The sequence below is a fragment of the Melaminivora sp. genome, assembly GCF_032059615.1.
Classification (GTDB): domain Bacteria; phylum Pseudomonadota; class Gammaproteobacteria; order Burkholderiales; family Burkholderiaceae_C; genus Melaminivora.
Map to the genome: position 1 here is coordinate 1 of NZ_DAMCAM010000066.1, position 15,239 is coordinate 15,239.

The 15,239-nt window shown below is 71.3% G+C and carries 14 protein-coding genes; 6 read left to right on the forward strand and 8 right to left on the reverse strand.

Features of this window, described 5'->3' with window-relative positions; genetic code table 11:
• The 3 genes from RT051_RS12545 to surE form a co-directional block, all read right to left on the reverse strand.
• A partial coding sequence (locus tag RT051_RS12545) for a peptidoglycan DD-metalloendopeptidase family protein (RefSeq protein ID WP_313077227.1) occupies window positions 1-842 on the reverse strand: 842 nt, incomplete at its 3' end.
• 17 nt (window positions 843-859) lie between these two features.
• Window positions 860-1,636, reverse strand: coding sequence for a protein-L-isoaspartate(D-aspartate) O-methyltransferase (locus tag RT051_RS12550; RefSeq protein WP_313077229.1), 777 nt, complete (start codon window positions 1,634-1,636; stop codon window positions 860-862).
• The gene (surE, locus tag RT051_RS12555) at window positions 1,636-2,427 is read right to left on the reverse strand and encodes a 5'/3'-nucleotidase SurE (protein WP_313077230.1); all 792 of its coding nucleotides are present in this window, start codon (window positions 2,425-2,427) and stop codon (window positions 1,636-1,638) included. Before surE ends, RT051_RS12550 begins: the two co-directional genes overlap by 1 nt.
• Before the next feature lie 139 nt (window positions 2,428-2,566).
• Here surE and RT051_RS12560 point away from each other — a divergent pair, with 139 nt between their 5' ends.
• From RT051_RS12560 to RT051_RS12570, 3 genes are all read left to right on the forward strand, one after another.
• Window positions 2,567-3,541: an NADPH:quinone oxidoreductase family protein gene (locus RT051_RS12560; protein WP_313077231.1), complete on the forward strand. Its 975-nt coding sequence runs from the start codon at window positions 2,567-2,569 to the stop codon at window positions 3,539-3,541.
• A 78-nt stretch (window positions 3,542-3,619) separates the two neighbouring features.
• Complete coding sequence (locus RT051_RS12565) at window positions 3,620-5,155, forward strand: GGDEF domain-containing protein (RefSeq protein WP_313077232.1); 1,536 nt, start codon at window positions 3,620-3,622, stop codon at window positions 5,153-5,155.
• A gap of 78 nt (window positions 5,156-5,233) precedes the next feature.
• Window positions 5,234-6,772: an alkaline phosphatase D family protein gene (locus RT051_RS12570; RefSeq protein WP_313077239.1), complete on the forward strand. Its 1,539-nt coding sequence runs from the start codon at window positions 5,234-5,236 to the stop codon at window positions 6,770-6,772.
• Window positions 6,773-6,789: 17 nt separating this feature from the next.
• On the opposite strand, the gene infA is transcribed toward RT051_RS12570, so the two are convergent.
• Window positions 6,790-7,053 carry a translation initiation factor IF-1 gene (gene infA, locus RT051_RS12575; protein ID WP_313077233.1) on the reverse strand — a complete coding sequence of 88 codons (264 nt, stop codon included), beginning with the start codon at window positions 7,051-7,053 and terminating at the stop codon, window positions 6,790-6,792.
• Between the two features lie 399 nt (window positions 7,054-7,452).
• On the opposite strand from infA, the gene mutS reads away from it, so the two are divergent.
• Complete coding sequence (gene mutS / locus RT051_RS12580; RefSeq protein ID WP_313077240.1) at window positions 7,453-10,047, forward strand: DNA mismatch repair protein MutS; 2,595 nt, start codon at window positions 7,453-7,455, stop codon at window positions 10,045-10,047.
• A complete protein-coding gene (locus RT051_RS12585) occupies window positions 10,044-11,573 on the forward strand; it encodes a glycosyltransferase family 39 protein (RefSeq protein WP_313077234.1) in 1,530 nt (509 codons plus the stop codon). Before mutS ends, RT051_RS12585 begins: the two co-directional genes overlap by 4 nt.
• Before the next feature lie 25 nt (window positions 11,574-11,598).
• On the opposite strand, the gene RT051_RS12590 is transcribed toward RT051_RS12585, so the two are convergent.
• Genes RT051_RS12590 through RT051_RS12600 form a run of 3 tightly spaced genes read right to left on the reverse strand, consistent with a single transcriptional unit; the run spans window position 11,599 to window position 13,855 of the window.
• Window positions 11,599-12,429, reverse strand: coding sequence for a ChbG/HpnK family deacetylase (locus RT051_RS12590; RefSeq protein WP_409520606.1), 831 nt, complete (start codon window positions 12,427-12,429; stop codon window positions 11,599-11,601).
• Window positions 12,426-12,848 (reverse strand): GtrA family protein, encoded by a 423-nt coding sequence (locus RT051_RS12595; protein WP_409520607.1) that lies wholly within the window; start codon window positions 12,846-12,848, stop codon window positions 12,426-12,428. The genes RT051_RS12590 and RT051_RS12595 overlap by 4 nt, the downstream gene beginning before the upstream one ends.
• On the reverse strand, window positions 12,845-13,855 hold the full coding sequence (locus tag RT051_RS12600) for a glycosyltransferase family 2 protein (RefSeq protein WP_313077236.1): 1,011 nt from the start codon (window positions 13,853-13,855) through the stop codon (window positions 12,845-12,847). The genes RT051_RS12595 and RT051_RS12600 overlap by 4 nt, the downstream gene beginning before the upstream one ends.
• Window positions 13,856-13,982: 127 nt before the next feature.
• Between RT051_RS12600 and RT051_RS12605 the strand changes: the two genes are divergently transcribed.
• Window positions 13,983-14,831 (forward strand): alpha/beta hydrolase, encoded by an 849-nt coding sequence (locus RT051_RS12605; RefSeq protein WP_313077237.1) that lies wholly within the window; start codon window positions 13,983-13,985, stop codon window positions 14,829-14,831.
• Between the two features lie 65 nt (window positions 14,832-14,896).
• Here RT051_RS12605 and RT051_RS12610 read toward each other — a convergent pair.
• Window positions 14,897-15,239: undecaprenyl-diphosphate phosphatase (locus RT051_RS12610; RefSeq protein WP_313077238.1), on the reverse strand; the 343-nt coding region annotated here is incomplete at its 5' end.

Genomic DNA, 15,239 nt, shown 5'->3' on the forward strand with positions numbered 1-15,239 from the left:
CGCGCGGGCAGGTAGCGCGCCGGATCGACCGGCTTGCCCTGGCGGCGGATCTCGAAGTGCAGCTTCACACGGTCGGTGTCGGTGCTGCCCATTTCGGCGATCTTCTGGCCGCGCCGCACGTTCTGGTCCTCCTTGACCAGCAGCGTCTTGTTGTGCGCGTAGGCCGTCAGATAGGTGTTGTTGTGCTTGAGGATGACCAGATTGCCGTAGCCGCGCAGCCCGGCACCGGCATACACCACCCGCCCGTCGGCCGCCGCCACGATGGGGTCGCCCGCCTTGCCGGCAAGGTCCAGGCCCTTGTTGCGCGCCTCGTCGAATCCGGCGATCAGTGTGCCCGTAGAAGGCCAGATGAAGTTCAATTCATCCACCGTTGCCGCCTGCGACGGCGCCTCCGGCTTGGCAGCGGGCGCCGGCGGAGTGGTGGCGGCGCTGCCCGGCGCCACAGGCCGGGTGACCACGCCCGTGTCGGCCGCCACGACCGCGGCAGAGGTAGCCGCTGTCGGCGGCACAACGCGCAGCACCTGGCCCACTTCGATCAGGTTGGGGTTGTCCAGGCTGTTCCAGCGCGTCAGGTCTTTCCAGCTCTGGCCATGCTCCAGGCCGATGCGGATCAGCGTGTCGCCCGGTTTGACGGTGTAGTAGCCGGGCTTGCCAGCATTCTCGGCGCCGGGCAGGGTTTTGGGGTCGGGCTGACCCGCGACGGAGGGCGCGGGCTGGCCGCCCACCGCCGTCCCCCTGTCCTCGACCGGGGCCCGGTTGAGCGATGTGCCACAACCTGCCACCAGCAGTGCAGCCGTCAGCACGGCCAGACCAAAGCTTCCACGAGCACGCAATCCCAACATCATCTGCAGCTATCCCTTCAGGCAATCCCCGATTTTAAAGGGACGAAATTGACGCTCTCGAGCACGCTCTGCCGAAAGCCCTGGATGGTGCGGTCCACGACCAGCAGAACCTGGCGCCCGTCACCCGCCGCCATGGGCGCCACCAGCCGCCCGCCCACGGCCAGCTGCTCGCACCAGGCCTGCGGCAGGCTGTCGCCGCCTGCCGCGGCGATGATGCCGGCATAGGGCGCGCCAGCGGGGTAGCCAAGCATGCCGTCGCCCAGGATCAGGTGGACATTGGCCAGTCGCAGCGGCCGCAGGTGCTCGCGCGCCTTCTCGTGCAGGGCGCGCAGGCGCTCGACGGTGTAGACCTCGCGCGCCAGGTGCGCCAGCACGGCGGCCTGGTAGCCGCAGCCCGTGCCGATCTCGAGGACGCGCCCGAGCGCCTGGCCGCGGGCACATTCGGCGCCCAGCAACAGTTCGGTCATGCGCGCAACCACGCTGGGCTTGGAGATGGTCTGCGCCAGTCCTATGGGCAGGCTGGTGTCTTCATAGGCCTGGTTGACCAGCGCGGTGTCCACGAAACAATGGCGCTCGACCGTCCCCAGGGCCTGGAGCACCGGCTGCGCCGCGATGCCGCCCGCGGCCAGGCGCTGCACCATGCGCGCGCGCACCGCCGCCGAGTCCAGGCCCAGCCCCTGGGGCGGCGTGGGCGCCGCGCCGCGCTGCGCCCGTGCCGTGCCCGGCCCCACCGCGGCGCCTGGCGGATGCCAGTCCATCCGCGCGGGAAAGCCAGGACGGCGCTGCTGCGTCATCAGGTCGCCTCGTCCTGCGCCGGCGGGTCGCCAGCCTGCGCCATCCGGACCACGGTCTGTGCCCAGTAGCCCAGCGCATCGTGGTCGGTCAGGTCCACCTTGAGCGGTGTGACCGCCACATGGCCGTGCGCCGTGGCGTGGAAATCCGTGCCTTCGGCATCGTCCTTGGCGGCGCCGGCGCCGCCGATCCAGTACATGACCTCGCCGCGCGGGCTTTGCTGCTCAATCACGCGCTCGGCCGCGTGCCGCCGCCCCAGGCGGCACAGGCGCAGCGGCTTGAGCGCCTCAAGCGGCAGGTTGGGAATGTTGACGTTGAGCAGCCACGGCACCTGCCCGACCAGGCTGCCACGCTGCATCTGCAGGACGATCTCGCGCGCCTTGCACGCCGCTGCCTCGATCTCGCCCCAGCCCTTGTCCACCTGCGAGAAGGCGATGGCGGGGATGCCGAACAAAAAGCCCTCCATGGCCGCCCCGACGGTGCCGGAATAAATGGTGTCGTCACCCATGTTGGCACCGTTGTTGATGCCGGAGACCACCAGGTCGGGCCGGTAGCCCAGCAGCCCCGTGAGGGCGATATGCACGCAGTCGGCAGGCGTGCCGTTCACGTAGCGGAACCCGTTGGCGGCGCGCTGCACGTAGAGGGGCGAATGCAGCGTCAGGGCGTTGGACTTGGCGCTGTTGTTGTGCTCGGGAGCCACGACCTCGACATCGGCGATGTCCTGCAGCGCGGCGTGCAGCGCCACGATGCCGGGCGCCTGGTAGCCGTCGTCGTTGGAAATCAGTATCTTCATGGATCTTGCGGGCTGGTTGGCGAGCATTGTAGGAGGGCGCCGACAACGTCGCTGCGGTCGCGCAAGGGACAAGGCAGCGCTGGCGCGCCCCCCTAAGATCACCCGGTTTTTGACCTCGCAAGCACCACGGAGACCTCTGATGCACGCATGGCTTTGCCCCGACGCCACGGGCGTGGAAAACCTGGCCTGGACCGAACTGCCTACACCCGAGCCCAAGGCCGGAGAGGTGCTGGTGGAGATCCGCGCCGCCAGCCTGAATTTTCCCGACCTGCTGATGGTGCAGGGCAAATACCAGATCAAGCCGCCCCTGCCTTTCGTGCCGGGCGCGGAATGGGCGGGCGTGGTCCAGGCCGTGGGCGAAGGCGTGCAGGGCATCGCGCCGGGGCAGAGCGTGGCCTGCCTGAGCGGCACCGGCGGCTTTGCCACGCACGTCTGCGCCCCCGCCGCGCATTGCCTGCCCCTGCCCGAAGGCTTCGCGCATGTCGATGGCGCCGCCTTCATCATGACCTACGCCACCTCGCACCATGCCCTGATGGACCGCGCGCGTCTGCAGGCCGGCGAGACCGTGCTGGTGCTGGGCGCCGCTGGGGGGGTGGGCACGGCGGCCATCCAGATCGCCAAGGCGGCCGGCGCACGCGTCATCGCCGCCGCCTCCAGCGAGGAAAAATGCAACCTGTGCCTGAAGACGGGGGCGGACGCTGTTGTCAACTACAGCCAGCAGGACCTGCGCAGCGCCCTGCGCTCGCTCACCGATGGCAAGGGGCCCGACGTCATCTACGACCCTGTCGGCGGTGACCTGGCCGAGCCGGCCTTCCGCTCGATCGCCTGGCGTGGGCGCTACCTGGTCGTGGGTTTCGCGGCGGGGCCGATCCCGGCGCTGCCGCTCAATCTGCCGCTGCTCAAGGGGGCTTCGCTGGTGGGCGTGTTCTGGGGCGAGTTCGCCAAGCGCGAGCCCCGGGCCAACGCCGCCATGATGGGTGAGCTGGCCCGCTGGTACGCCGAAGGCCGCATCCGCCCGGTGATCGACCGCACCATGCCCATGGGCCAGCTGCCCGCCGCGTACGAGCGCATGGCTGCGCGCGCGGTGATGGGCAAACTGGTGCTGGTCAACTGAGAGGCCGCCGGACTGCGCCGGGCGGGAGCAGTCTTCTGTCACACTTTGCAGCTTTGCATCCCCCCTCGCTTTCTGCAGATGGCCGGCCCGAAGATTCCTTCCGAAATCGCGCGCGAGACGCTTCGCCTGCTGGCTGCGCGTCGGCTCAGCCCCTCGCCTGACAACTATAAGAGCCTCTACGACGAGATCGCTGGAGCGGCCAGCCCCGCGCCTTTTCCGGACGTGTCGCTGCGCGCCATCCTGCGCGTGCTGCCCACCCGGACACCGGCGCAAAAACGCCTGCACCACCTGCTTGGCCAGGCCGTGGCCCAGCAAAGCTGGCTGGCGGTGCAAAGCGTCATGGTCGATTACGCCAACCTGGACGTCCAGGGCTCGGCCGCAGCGATCGCCGACCCGCTCGTGGACGATGAGCCGGTGGAGCAGGTGCCCACGCGCCTGGCGGAGACGGTCGCGCGCCTGGTGGACCACAGCGTGCTCGTCCTGGGCGAGGACGACGGCCGTCTGCAGGATATGGCCCTGCAGCTTTCCTCGGTGCTGCGCGGGCCGCAGCCGGGCGTGTCCATCGTCGAGCGGATGCTGGCCGACTTCAGCCACCGCCTGTCGTTTGCCGTGCTCGACCATGGCGCCGTCCGCGGGCGCCTGCTCGAGCTGCTGCACCTGGTGCTGGACAACATCTCCGCCCTGAGCATCGACGACGAATGGCTGCACGGCCAGGTCGAAGCACTGCTGGGCGCCTCAACGCCACCGCTCAACCTGCGGCGCCTGGAGGAACTTGAGCGCCGGCTCAAGGACGTGATTTTCAAGCAGACCAACGCCAAGGACCGCCTGGTACAGGCGCAGGAGCAGATGCGCGAGCTGCTGGCTGCCTTCATCGAGCGGCTGGCGCAGATGGATGAATCGAGCAGCAGCTATCACAGCCAGATGGAACAGTACGCCGAGCGCATCAGCCGTGCGACGCAGCTGCAGGAGATCACCCCGGTGCTGCAGGAGGTGATCGACGCCACGCGGGCAATGGCGCTGACCAGCCGCATCACTCGCAGCGAGCTGCTGGACCTGCGCACGCGAGGCGAGGCCAGCCATGCCGAGATAGACCAGCTGCGTCAGGAGCTCGACCATGCCAGCGCCCTGGCACGCCAGGACCCACTGACCGGTTCGCTCAACCGCAAGGGGCTCGACGAAGCGCTGGAGCGCGAGATCCTGCGCGCCCAGCACCAGGAATCGCCCCTGTGCATTGCCCTGCTGGACCTGGACAACTTCAAGGCCATCAACGACCGGCTGGGCCACACGGCGGGCGACGAGGCGCTGGTGCACCTGGCCGAGGTGGCTCGGCAGGTACTAAGGCCCAAGGACCAGCTTGCGCGCTACGGGGGCGAGGAGTTCGTCATCCTGCTGCCCGACACCGGCCTGGACGACGGCGTGCAAGTCATGCGCCGGCTGCAGCGCGAACTCACCACCCGGTATTTCCTCAAGGGTTCGGAGCGCGTGCTCATCACCTTCAGCGCCGGCGTGGCGCAGCTGAAGAACCCGCAGGACGGCGCCGAAGCCATACGCCGCGCCGACCAGGGCATGTACCTGGCCAAGCGCAGCGGCAAGAACCGCGTCGTGGCTGCCTGAGGGCCTCGGGTGGAGCCGCGCCGCCTGCTCGCGCCGATCGACCGGCGCGCATTGCTGCTGCGGGCCGCCTGGGCCGCAATGGCCGGCAGCGCCGCACACTGGAGCTGGGCGCAGGCGCCCGTGCGCCACGACCCCTTCGGCCTGGGCGTGGCCAGCGGCGAACCCCGCCCTGATAGCGTGGTGCTGTGGACGCGGCTGTTGCCGCCGACCGATCTGCAAGCACTCCCTGGCGACACTCCGCCTGCCTGGGCCGGAGCGCTCGCCGTGCGCTGGGAGCTGGCCGACGACGCGAATTTCCGCCGCATCGTCCAGCGCGGCACGGCGCCCGCCCTGCTCGAGCTGGGTCACAGCGTGCATGTCGAGGTGCAGGGCCTGGAGCCCGGACGCTGGTACCACTACCGCTTCCTGCTGGGCGATGCGGTGAGCCCGCCGGCGCGCACGCGCACCGCACCGGCCCCGCACGAGCTGCCGGCGCGGCTGCGCGTGGTGCACGCCTCCTGCCAGCGCTGGGAGCACGGCCACTACGCCGCCTGGCGCCATGCCGCCGCCGAGCAGCCCGATCTGGTGCTGTTCCTGGGCGACTACATCTACGAATACGCGACGCCGCGCGACACCACGGGCCTAGCACGCACTCACGGCCTGCCCCTGGCGCGCACCCTGACCGACTTTCGCGACCGCTACGCCCTGCACAAGAGCGACTTGCAGCTGCAGGCCGCCCACGCCTGCGCGCCCTGGACGGTGACCTGGGACGACCACGAGGTACAGAACGACTACGCCGGCGGCGAGGGCCAGGGCAGCCCTGCGGACTTCCTGCTGCTGCGCGCCGCGGCCTGGCAGGCCTTCTACGAGAACATGCCCCTGCGCGCGTCAACGCTCGCAGGCGCTGGCAACTTCCACCGGATGGCGCTGTACCGGCGGCAGGCCTGGGGCCGCCTGGCGCGGCTGCACCTGCTCGACACACGGCAATGGCGCGACCGCCAGGCCTGCCGCTCGGCGGGCTCGGCAGGTGCGCGGCCCATGGCCGCTGCCGGCTGCGCCGAACTGTCCGACCCCGGGCGCTCCCTGCTGGGCCGGGAGCAGGAGGGCTGGCTGCATGCCGGGCTGGCCGCCGACGCTGCGGACGAGGGGGTGCGCTGGAGCGTGCTGGCGCAGCAGACCCTGCTGTCGCCGCGCCATTCGGCGTCGGGGCGGCAGTCCACCGACAGCTGGGATGGCTACCCGGCGGCGCGCGGGCGCCTGCTGGCGGCCCTCGCGCAGACGCCGCCGCGCAACACCGTGGTGCTGGGCGGGGACATCCACCAGAACTATGTCTGCAACGTGATGGCGCCCGAAGGCAGTGCGGGCGCCGAGCGCATCCTGGCCAGCGAGTTCTGCGGCACCTCGATCAGTTCACGCAGCAGCGTGCCGCAGGAGCGGCTCGATGCCCTGAGGGCGCGCAACCCGCACGTGTTGCTGGCACGCTCGCAGGAGCGGGGCTACTGCGTAAGCGACATCACCCCCGGGCGTTGGCAGGCCACGCTGCGCGCCGTGCGCGACCCCCTGGATGCGTCAAGCGACGCCTTCACCCTCGCCCGTTTCGTGGTCGAGGATGGCCGGCCCGGCCCGCAGGCCGACTGAGCCAGGCCGCGCCGAGATCAGCGGCGCCGGCGCGCCGGAGCGGCGCCGGTGCGCGCGCGTGTCTCGATGTGGCGGAAGGTGATGCGGCCCTTGTTCAGGTCGTAGGGAGACATCTCCAGCGTCACGCGATCTCCTGCCAGGACCCGGATGCGGTGCTTGCGCATCTTTCCGCCCGAGTAGGCGATGAGGGTGTGCCCGTTCTCCAGGGTCACCCTGAACCGCGTGTCGGGCAGGATTTCGTCGACGGTTCCTTGCATTTCAATGAGATCTTCTTTGGACACCAGGCAGTTTCCTTTGCTGAACAAAAAGTGAAGGACGGAAAACGGCCACGGTCTGCACGGGGCGGACACAGGTCCGCCGCAGGGGCAGGAAGAGGCCGAAAGGAGAGGAAAAATCGCAGGGCAGGCGCGCAAGGCCTGCAGTCGCGGGCGCGCAGCGCCCCAAAAAACCGCCGCTGCGCTTGGGCGGCAAGCTGGCAATTATAACTTTGCGCGATGAAATAAGCAATATTTATTCCACCTAAGACGTTCAGGCAGGCCGGCGGTACCCTGCCCCACGCCATACAGGCGCGTCGGAGACAATGCACGGCCCGCAACCCGGCCCTCCGCGCCGCATCCTGCCCCGCCTTTCTTTCCGTGAACGCAGCTCTTTCGCCCGACGACCTCTCCCGGCACACGCCGATGATGGCCCAGTACCTGGCCCTCAAGGCCGAGCACCCCGACACCCTGCTGCTCTACCGCATGGGGGACTTCTACGAGCTTTTCTACGCCGACGCCGAGCGCGCCGCGCAGCTGCTGGACCTCACGCTCACACAGCGCGGGCAGTCGGCCGGGCAGCCGGTGGTCATGGCGGGCGTGCCCTTCCATGCGCTGGAGCAGCACCTGGCGCGGCTGATCCGGCTGGGCGAGTCGGTGGCCATCGCCGAGCAGGTGGGCGAGGTGGGCGCGGGCAAGGGACCGGTGGAGCGCAAGGTGGTGCGCGTGGTCACTCCCGGCACGCTCACCGACAGCGAACTGCTGCCCGACAAGAGCGAGGCCCTGCTGCTGGCTCTGCACCAGGGCGCGCGGCGCCGCCTGGGTCTGGCCTGGCTGAGCGTCACGCAGGGCGTCGTCCACCTGGCCGAGTGCGCCGAGGGCGAGCTGCCCGGCTGGCTCGCCCGCATCGCCCCGAGCGAAGTGATCCACGCCGCCAGCGCCGCGCCCGCGCTGGCGCAGCAGCTCGCCGCCCTGCGCCAGGGCGGCCAGCTCGACAGCCCGGCCTGCGGGCGGCCCGACTGGCAGTTCGATGCCGGCCTGGGTCAGCGCCAGCTGCTGGCCCAGCTGGGCGCGGCCAGCCTCGACGCCTGGGACGCCTCGGACCTGCCCCTGGCGCACGCCGCCGCCGCCGCCCTGCTGCACTACGCCGAGCACACCCAGGGCCGGGCGCTGCCGCACGTGCAGGGGCTGCACGTGCAGCGCGCAGGCGAGCTGATCGAGCTGCCCGCGACCACGCGGCGCAACCTGGAACTCACCCGCACCCTGCGCGGCGAGGACTCGCCCACCCTGCTGTCGCTGCTGGATACCTGCATGACCGGCATGGGCAGCCGCCTGCTGCGCACCTGGCTGCTCGAGCCCCGGCGCGAGCGCACCGAGGCGCGCCGGCGCCTGGCGGCCACTGCAGCCCTGCGCGGCGACGGCGCGGGCACCCAGCCCTGGCGGACGCTGCGCGAGCAGCTGCGCGGGGTGTGCGACGCCGAGCGCATCAGCGCCCGCATCGCGCTGCTGCAGGTGCGCCCGCGCGAGCTGGTGGCTCTGGCCTCGACGCTACGGAAAACAGAGCTGCTTGCCGTTGCCCCATGCGGGCAAGAGCCACTTTTGACTGAAGTCTTCAAAAACCTTCGGCCTCCTGCCGGATGCCTGCCACTGCTCGAAGCGGCGATTGCCCCCGAGCCCGCGGCGCTGGTGCGCGACGGCGGCGTGATCGCCGCGGGGTTCGACGCCGAGCTCGACGAGCTGCGCGGCATCCGCGACCACTGCGACGACTTCCTGCTGCAGCTGGAGGCGCGCGAGCGCGAGCGCACCGGCATCACCAACCTGCGCGTGCAGTTCAACCGGGTGCACGGCTTCTACATCGAGGTCACCAGCAGCCACGCCGACAAGGTGCCGCCCGAGTGGCGCCGGCGCCAGACCCTCAAGAACGCTGAGCGCTTCATCACGCCCGAACTCAAGGCCTTCGAGGACAAGGCCCTGTCGGCGCAGGAGCGGGCGCTGGCGCGCGAGAAATGGCTCTACGAGCAGCTGCTCGAACAACTGCAGCCCCAGGTGCCGGCCCTCGGGCGCCTGGCGCGGGCGCTGGCCACGCTGGACGTGCTGTGCACGCTGGCCGAGCGCTCGCTCACCCTGGACTGGTGCCGGCCGCAGTTCGTGGACCAGCCCTGCATCGAAATCGAGGCTGGCCGCCACCCGGTGGTCGAGGCGCGGCTGGCCGAGACCAGCCGGGGCGCCTTCATCGCCAACCACACGCGCCTGAACGCCAACACGCGCATGCAGATCATCACCGGCCCCAACATGGGCGGCAAATCGACCTACATGCGCCAGGTGGCGCTGATCGTGCTGCTGGCCAGCATGGGCAGCCACGTGCCGGCCAGCAGCTGCCGGCTGGGGCCGATCGACGCCATCCACACCCGTATCGGCGCGGCCGACGACCTGGCCAACGCCCAGTCCACCTTCATGCTGGAGATGACCGAGGCGGCGCAGATCCTGCACGGCGCCACGGCCCAGTCGCTGGTGCTGATGGACGAGATCGGCCGCGGCACCAGCACCTTCGACGGCCTGGCGCTGGCCAGCAGCATCGCCACGCACCTGCACGACAGGACGCGCGCCTTCACGCTATTTGCCACGCACTACTTCGAGCTGACCGAGCTGGCCGCGCGCCATCCGCACGCAGTCAACATGCACGTGGGCGCGGCCGAGTCGGGCGGCGACATCGTGTTCCTGCACGAGCTGCAGCCCGGCCCGGCCAGCCGCAGCCATGGCGTGCAGGTGGCGCGGCTGGCGGGCATGCCGGCCAGCGTGCTGCAGCAGGCGCGCCACGTGCTGGCGGCCCTGGAAGAGCGCGCCGCCAGCGACCAGCTGCAGGTGGACCTGTTCGCTCCGCCGCCGGCCAGCGCAGCGCCCGCCGCACCCAGCGCCGCCGAGGAGGCCCTGGCGCGCATCGACCCGGACACCCTCAGCCCGCGCGAGGCGCTGGACGCGCTCTACCGGCTCAGGGCCCTGCTGTCGGCCCCGGCGCCATGAACGGCCCCGCCGGCTTGCCCGCCCCTGCCCCATGGCCACGGCGCCTGCTGCTGGCCGCCGCGGCGCTCTACCTGCTGGCCTGGACGCTGCTGCCCGCGTGGCTGGCGCCCAGCTTTCCGCTGGACGTGGTCGAGAGCCTGGCCTGGGGCCGCGAATGGCAGTGGGGCTACTACAAGCACCCGCCGCTGGCGCCCTGGGTGCTGCACCTGTCCTACCGCGCCTTCGGGAGCCTCGGGCCCTACCTGCTGAGCCAGCTGTGCATCGCCGGCACGCTGTGGTTCGTCTGGTGTACGGGGCGGCGTCTCGTGTCGCGCGAGCGGGCGCTGCTGGGCACGCTGCTGACCCTGGGCGTGGCCTTCTACAGCCGCCCGGCGCTGGAGTTCAACCACAACATCGCACAGATGCCGCTGTGGGCGGGCCTGGGCTGGGCGCTGCTGGCGGCCGTGCAGAACGGCCGCGCGCGCTACTGGGCGGCGCTGGGGGCGCTGGCCGGCCTGGGCCTGCTGACCAAATACTCCATAGGCATCGTGCTGCTGTGTCTGGCGCTGTACCTGGTGGCCGGGCCCGACCGGCGCCTGCTGGCCGGGCGCGGCCCGTGGCTGGCGCTCGCCCTGGCGCTGGCCCTGCTCGCGCTGCACCTGCTGTGGCTGTGGCAGTCGGACTGGCTGCCCATGGCCTATGCCGGCGAGCGCTCGGCCTCGCACAGCACCCATCCGCGCCTGGCGGCCCTGGGCTTTCTGGGCACGCAGGCGCTCAACCACCTGCCGCTGGCGCTCATCGTGCTGGTGGCGCTGTGGCGCACGCGCCGACCGGCGCTGGCTACCCGTGCGGGCGGGCGCTGGCGCCTGCAAACCGGCCGGCCCGGCTACCTGCTGCTGCTGGCCCTGGGCCCTGGGCTGCTGGTCACGCTGCTGGGCCTGCTGCTGGGCATCCGCATCCGCGACCTGTGGGGCATGCCCATGTGGGCCTTCAGCGGCCTGCTGGTCGCCGCCTGGCTGCCCGGGCACCGGTTGCCCGCGCTGCGCGCGCCGCTGCTGCGCGGCCTGCTGGCGTGGCTGGCGCTGGCCACGCTGCTGTCGCTGGGCTACCTGGCCTTTGGCGCGCAATGGCGCCAGCGGCCGGCACGCACCGACTGGCCGCAGCAGGCGATTGCCGCCCAGGCCGGCGCGACCTGGAGCGCGCTGTCGCGCTGCCCGCTGGACGTGGTGGCCGGCAGCTACTGGCTGGCGGGCCTGGCGGCCGTGCCGCACCCCGATACGCCGTCGGTGCTGATCCCGGGCGACGCGCGCTACTCACCCTGGGTGAGCGCGCAGCGCCTGGCTACCCACGGCGCGCTGTGGATCCGCGAAGACGGCGAGCCGCCCCTGCCCCCTGCCCCGCTAGACGCCCTGTCACCCGACTCCGGCCTGCAGGTGCATGAGGGCCGCTGGCAGTTCGCCTGGCCCTGGTCGGCCACGGCAGCGCCGCTGCAGCTGCACTGGCGCGCCTGGGTGCCGGCCGCCTGCGTGCGCACGCCGGGCGGCTGAGCGGAGCGCGCAGGCGCCTCACGCCCTAACAGCGCAGCGGGCCCTGGTGCACCTGCAGCCCGGCCGCCCGCAGGTCTTCACCGAAGGTGGGCGAGGCCAGGTAGGCGAACTCCACCGCCCGCTGCGCGCCGATGGCGTCCCCGGGCACGGGCGCCGTGGCAGGGTGGCACATCAGCAGCGCGCCCGCACGCATCTGCGCCAGCCAGTGCTGCATGTGGGTGCGGTAACCGGCCACGTCCGGCGCGTCGAAGCCATAGACCCCGCCGAAGCCCCGGTTCATGGGCACCCCGGCCGCGGCAAGCAGCCGCGTGGCGCGCAGTCCCCCCAGCAGGGCGATGACGGCGGCCTTGGGCGCGCGCCACAGCCCCCCCGCCGGCCGGGTCGAGCGCACCCAGGGCAGCTCGTGCGCGGCGTAGCGCGAGCGCAGCTCGGCCAGCAGCGCCTCGCGCACGCCGGGCAGCTGGTGCACGTGCTGGTGGCCGTCGATGAAGTCGGGCGGCGTGCCCATGACGTATTCGAACGCGTCGAGCTGGGCGCGCCAAGCCGCCTGCAGCCGGCGGCGCGGCAGGCGCCGCAGGTAGGCCGCGCGCAGCACCTCGCCCAAGCCCTGCGCCGTGCAGGCGCCGCCGTGGCCCTCGGTCAGATTGAAGTGCAGGCCCACCGACAGTTCCGGGCGCAGCTCGCGCAGCGCCGGCGCGGCCTCGCGCCAGCCCGGGGCGGTGCTCATGCAGCTGGTGGCCGACAGCCGGCCCGCGCGTGCGAGCTGCTGCACGGCCGCGTCCACCAGCGGGTGCAGCGCGTAGTCGTCGGCGCACAGGACCAGGCCGGGCACGCTTGTGTTCTGCGCCGCGCTCATGCGTGGCGGGGCGCGCGAAACGCCCAGAACTTGCTCAGCACGAAGGTGCCCGCCGCCACCAGCAGCAGCACCGCCAGCAGGCTCCACAGGTAGTGCCAGTGCAGCCAGTGCAGCGCCAGCGCGTAGAGCGCCTCGTTGGCGGCAAACGAGGCAGAGGCCACCAGAAAATAGCGCCCCGCCGCCCCCCAGCGCCAGGCATGGGCCGAGGCGAAGGTCAGTGCGGCGTGGCCGCCGTAGCTCACGCAAAAAGCCAGCAAAAAGGCCAGCCCGTTGGCCTCGAGCGGCGCCAGCCCGCCCCAGCCCACCCAGGCGGCCACGGCCAGCAGGTGAGTGGCTGCTGCCGCCCCACCGACCAGCACGAACTGCGCCACCTGGGGCAGCGCGCGCAGGCGCCGCAGGCCGGCCTGCAACGCCCTCATGGCCGGGAGCGCTCGCGCAGCGGGCTGTGGTCCTCGTCGCGCGCCACCAGGTAGCTGGGGCGGTGCTTGACCTCGTCGTAGATGCGCCCGATGTACTCGCCCAGCACGCCGATGGACATCAGCTGCACGCCCGAGAACAGCATGATGCCGGCCGCCAGCGTTGGCCAGCCCGCCAGGTCGTTGCCGAACATGAGCGTCTCCACCGTGATCCAGGCGCCATAGCCGAGCGCCACCAGCGCCACCACGCTGCCCACCACGCTCCACACGCGCAGCGGCAACGTGGTAAACGACGTCAGGCCCAGCAGCGCCAGCGAGCCCAGGCGGCGCAGGTTGAAGCTGGACGCCCCGGCCGCGCGGTCCTGCGGCACGAACGGCAGGGCCGCCGTTTTAAAGCCCACCCAGGCGTACAGCCCCTTCATGAAGCGGTGGTGCTCGGGCAGGGACTTGAGCGCCTCGGCCACGCGCCGGTCCATCCAGCGGAAGTCGCCCGCGTGCGGCGGCACCTTGACCTTGTTGCCGCTGTTGAGCAAGCGGTAGAACAGGCTGGTGCCCAGGCGCTTGGCGCTGCCCTCGGCCGTGCGGTCGGCGATCACGCCATAGACCATGTCGTAGCCCATGGCCCACAGCTCGTGCATCTGCGGCAGCATGGCCAGCGGGTGCTGGAAGTCGGCGTCGATCAGCAGCACCGCGTTGCCGCGCGCGTGGTCTATGCCGGCCGACAGCGCCGCCTCCTTGCCGAAGTTGCGCGACAGCGCCAGGTAGCGCACGGGCAGGCCCTGCAGCAGGCGCAGCGCCGCCTCGTGCGTGCCGTCGCGGCTGCCGTCGTTGACGATGACGATCTCGAACTCGGGCGTGAGCGCGCGCACCGCCTCGGCCAGGGCGCGCACGAAGGGCTCGAGGTTGGCCTCTTCGTTGTGGGCCGGCACGATGCAGCTGAGCTTCAGGGGCGCGCGCGGCAGCGCGGCGGGCGGGGCTGCCGGGGCGTAGTCGGCATGGGCGTCGTTCATCGGCCGGATTGTCCCAAAACCGGAACCTGTTGCAGCGCTGCCGGGCAGCCGGTTGGCTGCGCGCAACGCCCTACACTTGCCGCCCTCGGGGGCCTGCAGGGCGGCCGCCACGACGTATCGATCCACCATGGCAGCCATCGTCTTTTCCCACGCCAACAGTTTTCCCGCCGGCACCTACCGCGTGCTGTTCTCGCTCCTGCGCGAGCGCGGCTTCACGGTGAGCGCCGTTGAGCGCTTCGGCCACGACCCGCGCTACCCCGTGTCCAACAACTGGCCGCACCTGGTGCAGCAGCTGGCCGACTTCGCCGCCGCCGAGCAGCAGCGCACGGGCGAGCAGGCCTTTCTGGTCGGGCATTCGCTGGGCGGCTTTTTGAGCGCGATGGCCGCGTCGCGCCACCCCGAGCTGGCGCGCGGCGTGCTGCTGATCGACTCGCCCCTGATCGGTGGCTGGCGCGCCGGCGCCGTGGGCGTGGCCAAGCGTGCCCAAGTCATGGGCGCCCTGTCGCCCGGGCGCGTGAGCCGCGCCCGGCGCACCAGCTGGGCCAGCGCCGAGGAGGCGCTGGAGCATTTCCGGCGCAAGAAGATCTTTGCCCGCTGGGCGCCCGAGGTGCTGCAGGACTACGTGCAGCACGGCCTGGCCGAGCAGGAGGGCCGGCGCGTGCTGGCCTTCGAGCGCGAGGTGGAGACGAAGATCTACAACACCCTGCCGCACAACCTGGACAGCCAGCTGCGCCGCCACCCGCTGCGCTGCCCGGCCGCCTTCATCGGCGGGCGCAGCTCGGCCGAAATGCGCCAGGTCGGCATGGCGCTGACCGAGCGCCTGACCCAGGGCCGCATCATGATGCTAGACGGCAGCCACCTTTTTCCGATGGAGCAGCCGCTGACCACGGCCGCGGCCATCGAGGCGGCGCTCCTGAACCTGCAAACCGTGGCGGCAGCGCGCAAGGCAGCGACGCAGCAACATCAAAAAAAGTAGCTACACGTCCTTTCCTGGCGCGGGTTTCGGCCCGTTTTTGCTTGAAAACAGGCCGGCGCCGGTCCTCAATCGGCCCAGGTCACCGCGCCCGTCCAGGCCGTCGCCAGCACCACGATGCCGAAGGCGATGCGGTACCAAGCAAACGGCACGAAACTGTTGCGGCTGATGTAGCGCAGCAGCCAGCGCACGCAGGCCCAGGCGCTCACGAAGGAAAACAGCAGGCCCACGGCGAACAGCGGAATGTCGGCCGCCGACAGCAGCGCGCGCTCCTTGTAGAGGCTGTACGCGCCGGCGCCGATCAGCGTGGGGATGGCAAGGAAGAACGAGTAGTCGGTCGCCGCCTTGCGCGACAAGCCCAGCAGCATGCCGCCGATGATGGTCGCGCCGCTCCTGCTGGTGCCCGGCACC

Excerpts from the sequence above, each read along its gene's own strand:
- mutS (WP_313077240.1), top strand. The coding sequence starts at position 7,453 with ATGATGGCCCAGTACCTGGCCCTCAAGGCCGAGCACCCCGACACCCTG.
- RT051_RS12560 (WP_313077231.1), top strand. The coding sequence starts at position 2,567 with ATGCACGCATGGCTTTGCCCCGACGCCACGGGCGTGGAAAACCTGGCC.
- RT051_RS12565 (WP_313077232.1), top strand. The coding sequence starts at position 3,620 with ATGGCCGGCCCGAAGATTCCTTCCGAAATCGCGCGCGAGACGCTTCGC.
- RT051_RS12605 (WP_313077237.1), top strand. The coding sequence starts at position 13,983 with ATGGCAGCCATCGTCTTTTCCCACGCCAACAGTTTTCCCGCCGGCACC.
- RT051_RS12590 (WP_409520606.1), bottom strand. The coding sequence starts at position 12,429 with ATGAGCGCGGCGCAGAACACAAGCGTGCCCGGCCTGGTCCTGTGCGCC.
- surE (WP_313077230.1), bottom strand. The coding sequence starts at position 2,427 with ATGAAGATACTGATTTCCAACGACGACGGCTACCAGGCGCCCGGCATC.
- RT051_RS12600 (WP_313077236.1), bottom strand. The coding sequence starts at position 13,855 with ATGAACGACGCCCATGCCGACTACGCCCCGGCAGCCCCGCCCGCCGCG.
- RT051_RS12595 (WP_409520607.1), bottom strand. The coding sequence starts at position 12,848 with ATGAGGGCGTTGCAGGCCGGCCTGCGGCGCCTGCGCGCGCTGCCCCAG.
- RT051_RS12550 (WP_313077229.1), bottom strand. The coding sequence starts at position 1,636 with ATGACGCAGCAGCGCCGTCCTGGCTTTCCCGCGCGGATGGACTGGCAT.
- RT051_RS12585 (WP_313077234.1), top strand. The coding sequence starts at position 10,044 with ATGAACGGCCCCGCCGGCTTGCCCGCCCCTGCCCCATGGCCACGGCGC.
- RT051_RS12570 (WP_313077239.1), top strand. The coding sequence starts at position 5,234 with ATGGCCGGCAGCGCCGCACACTGGAGCTGGGCGCAGGCGCCCGTGCGC.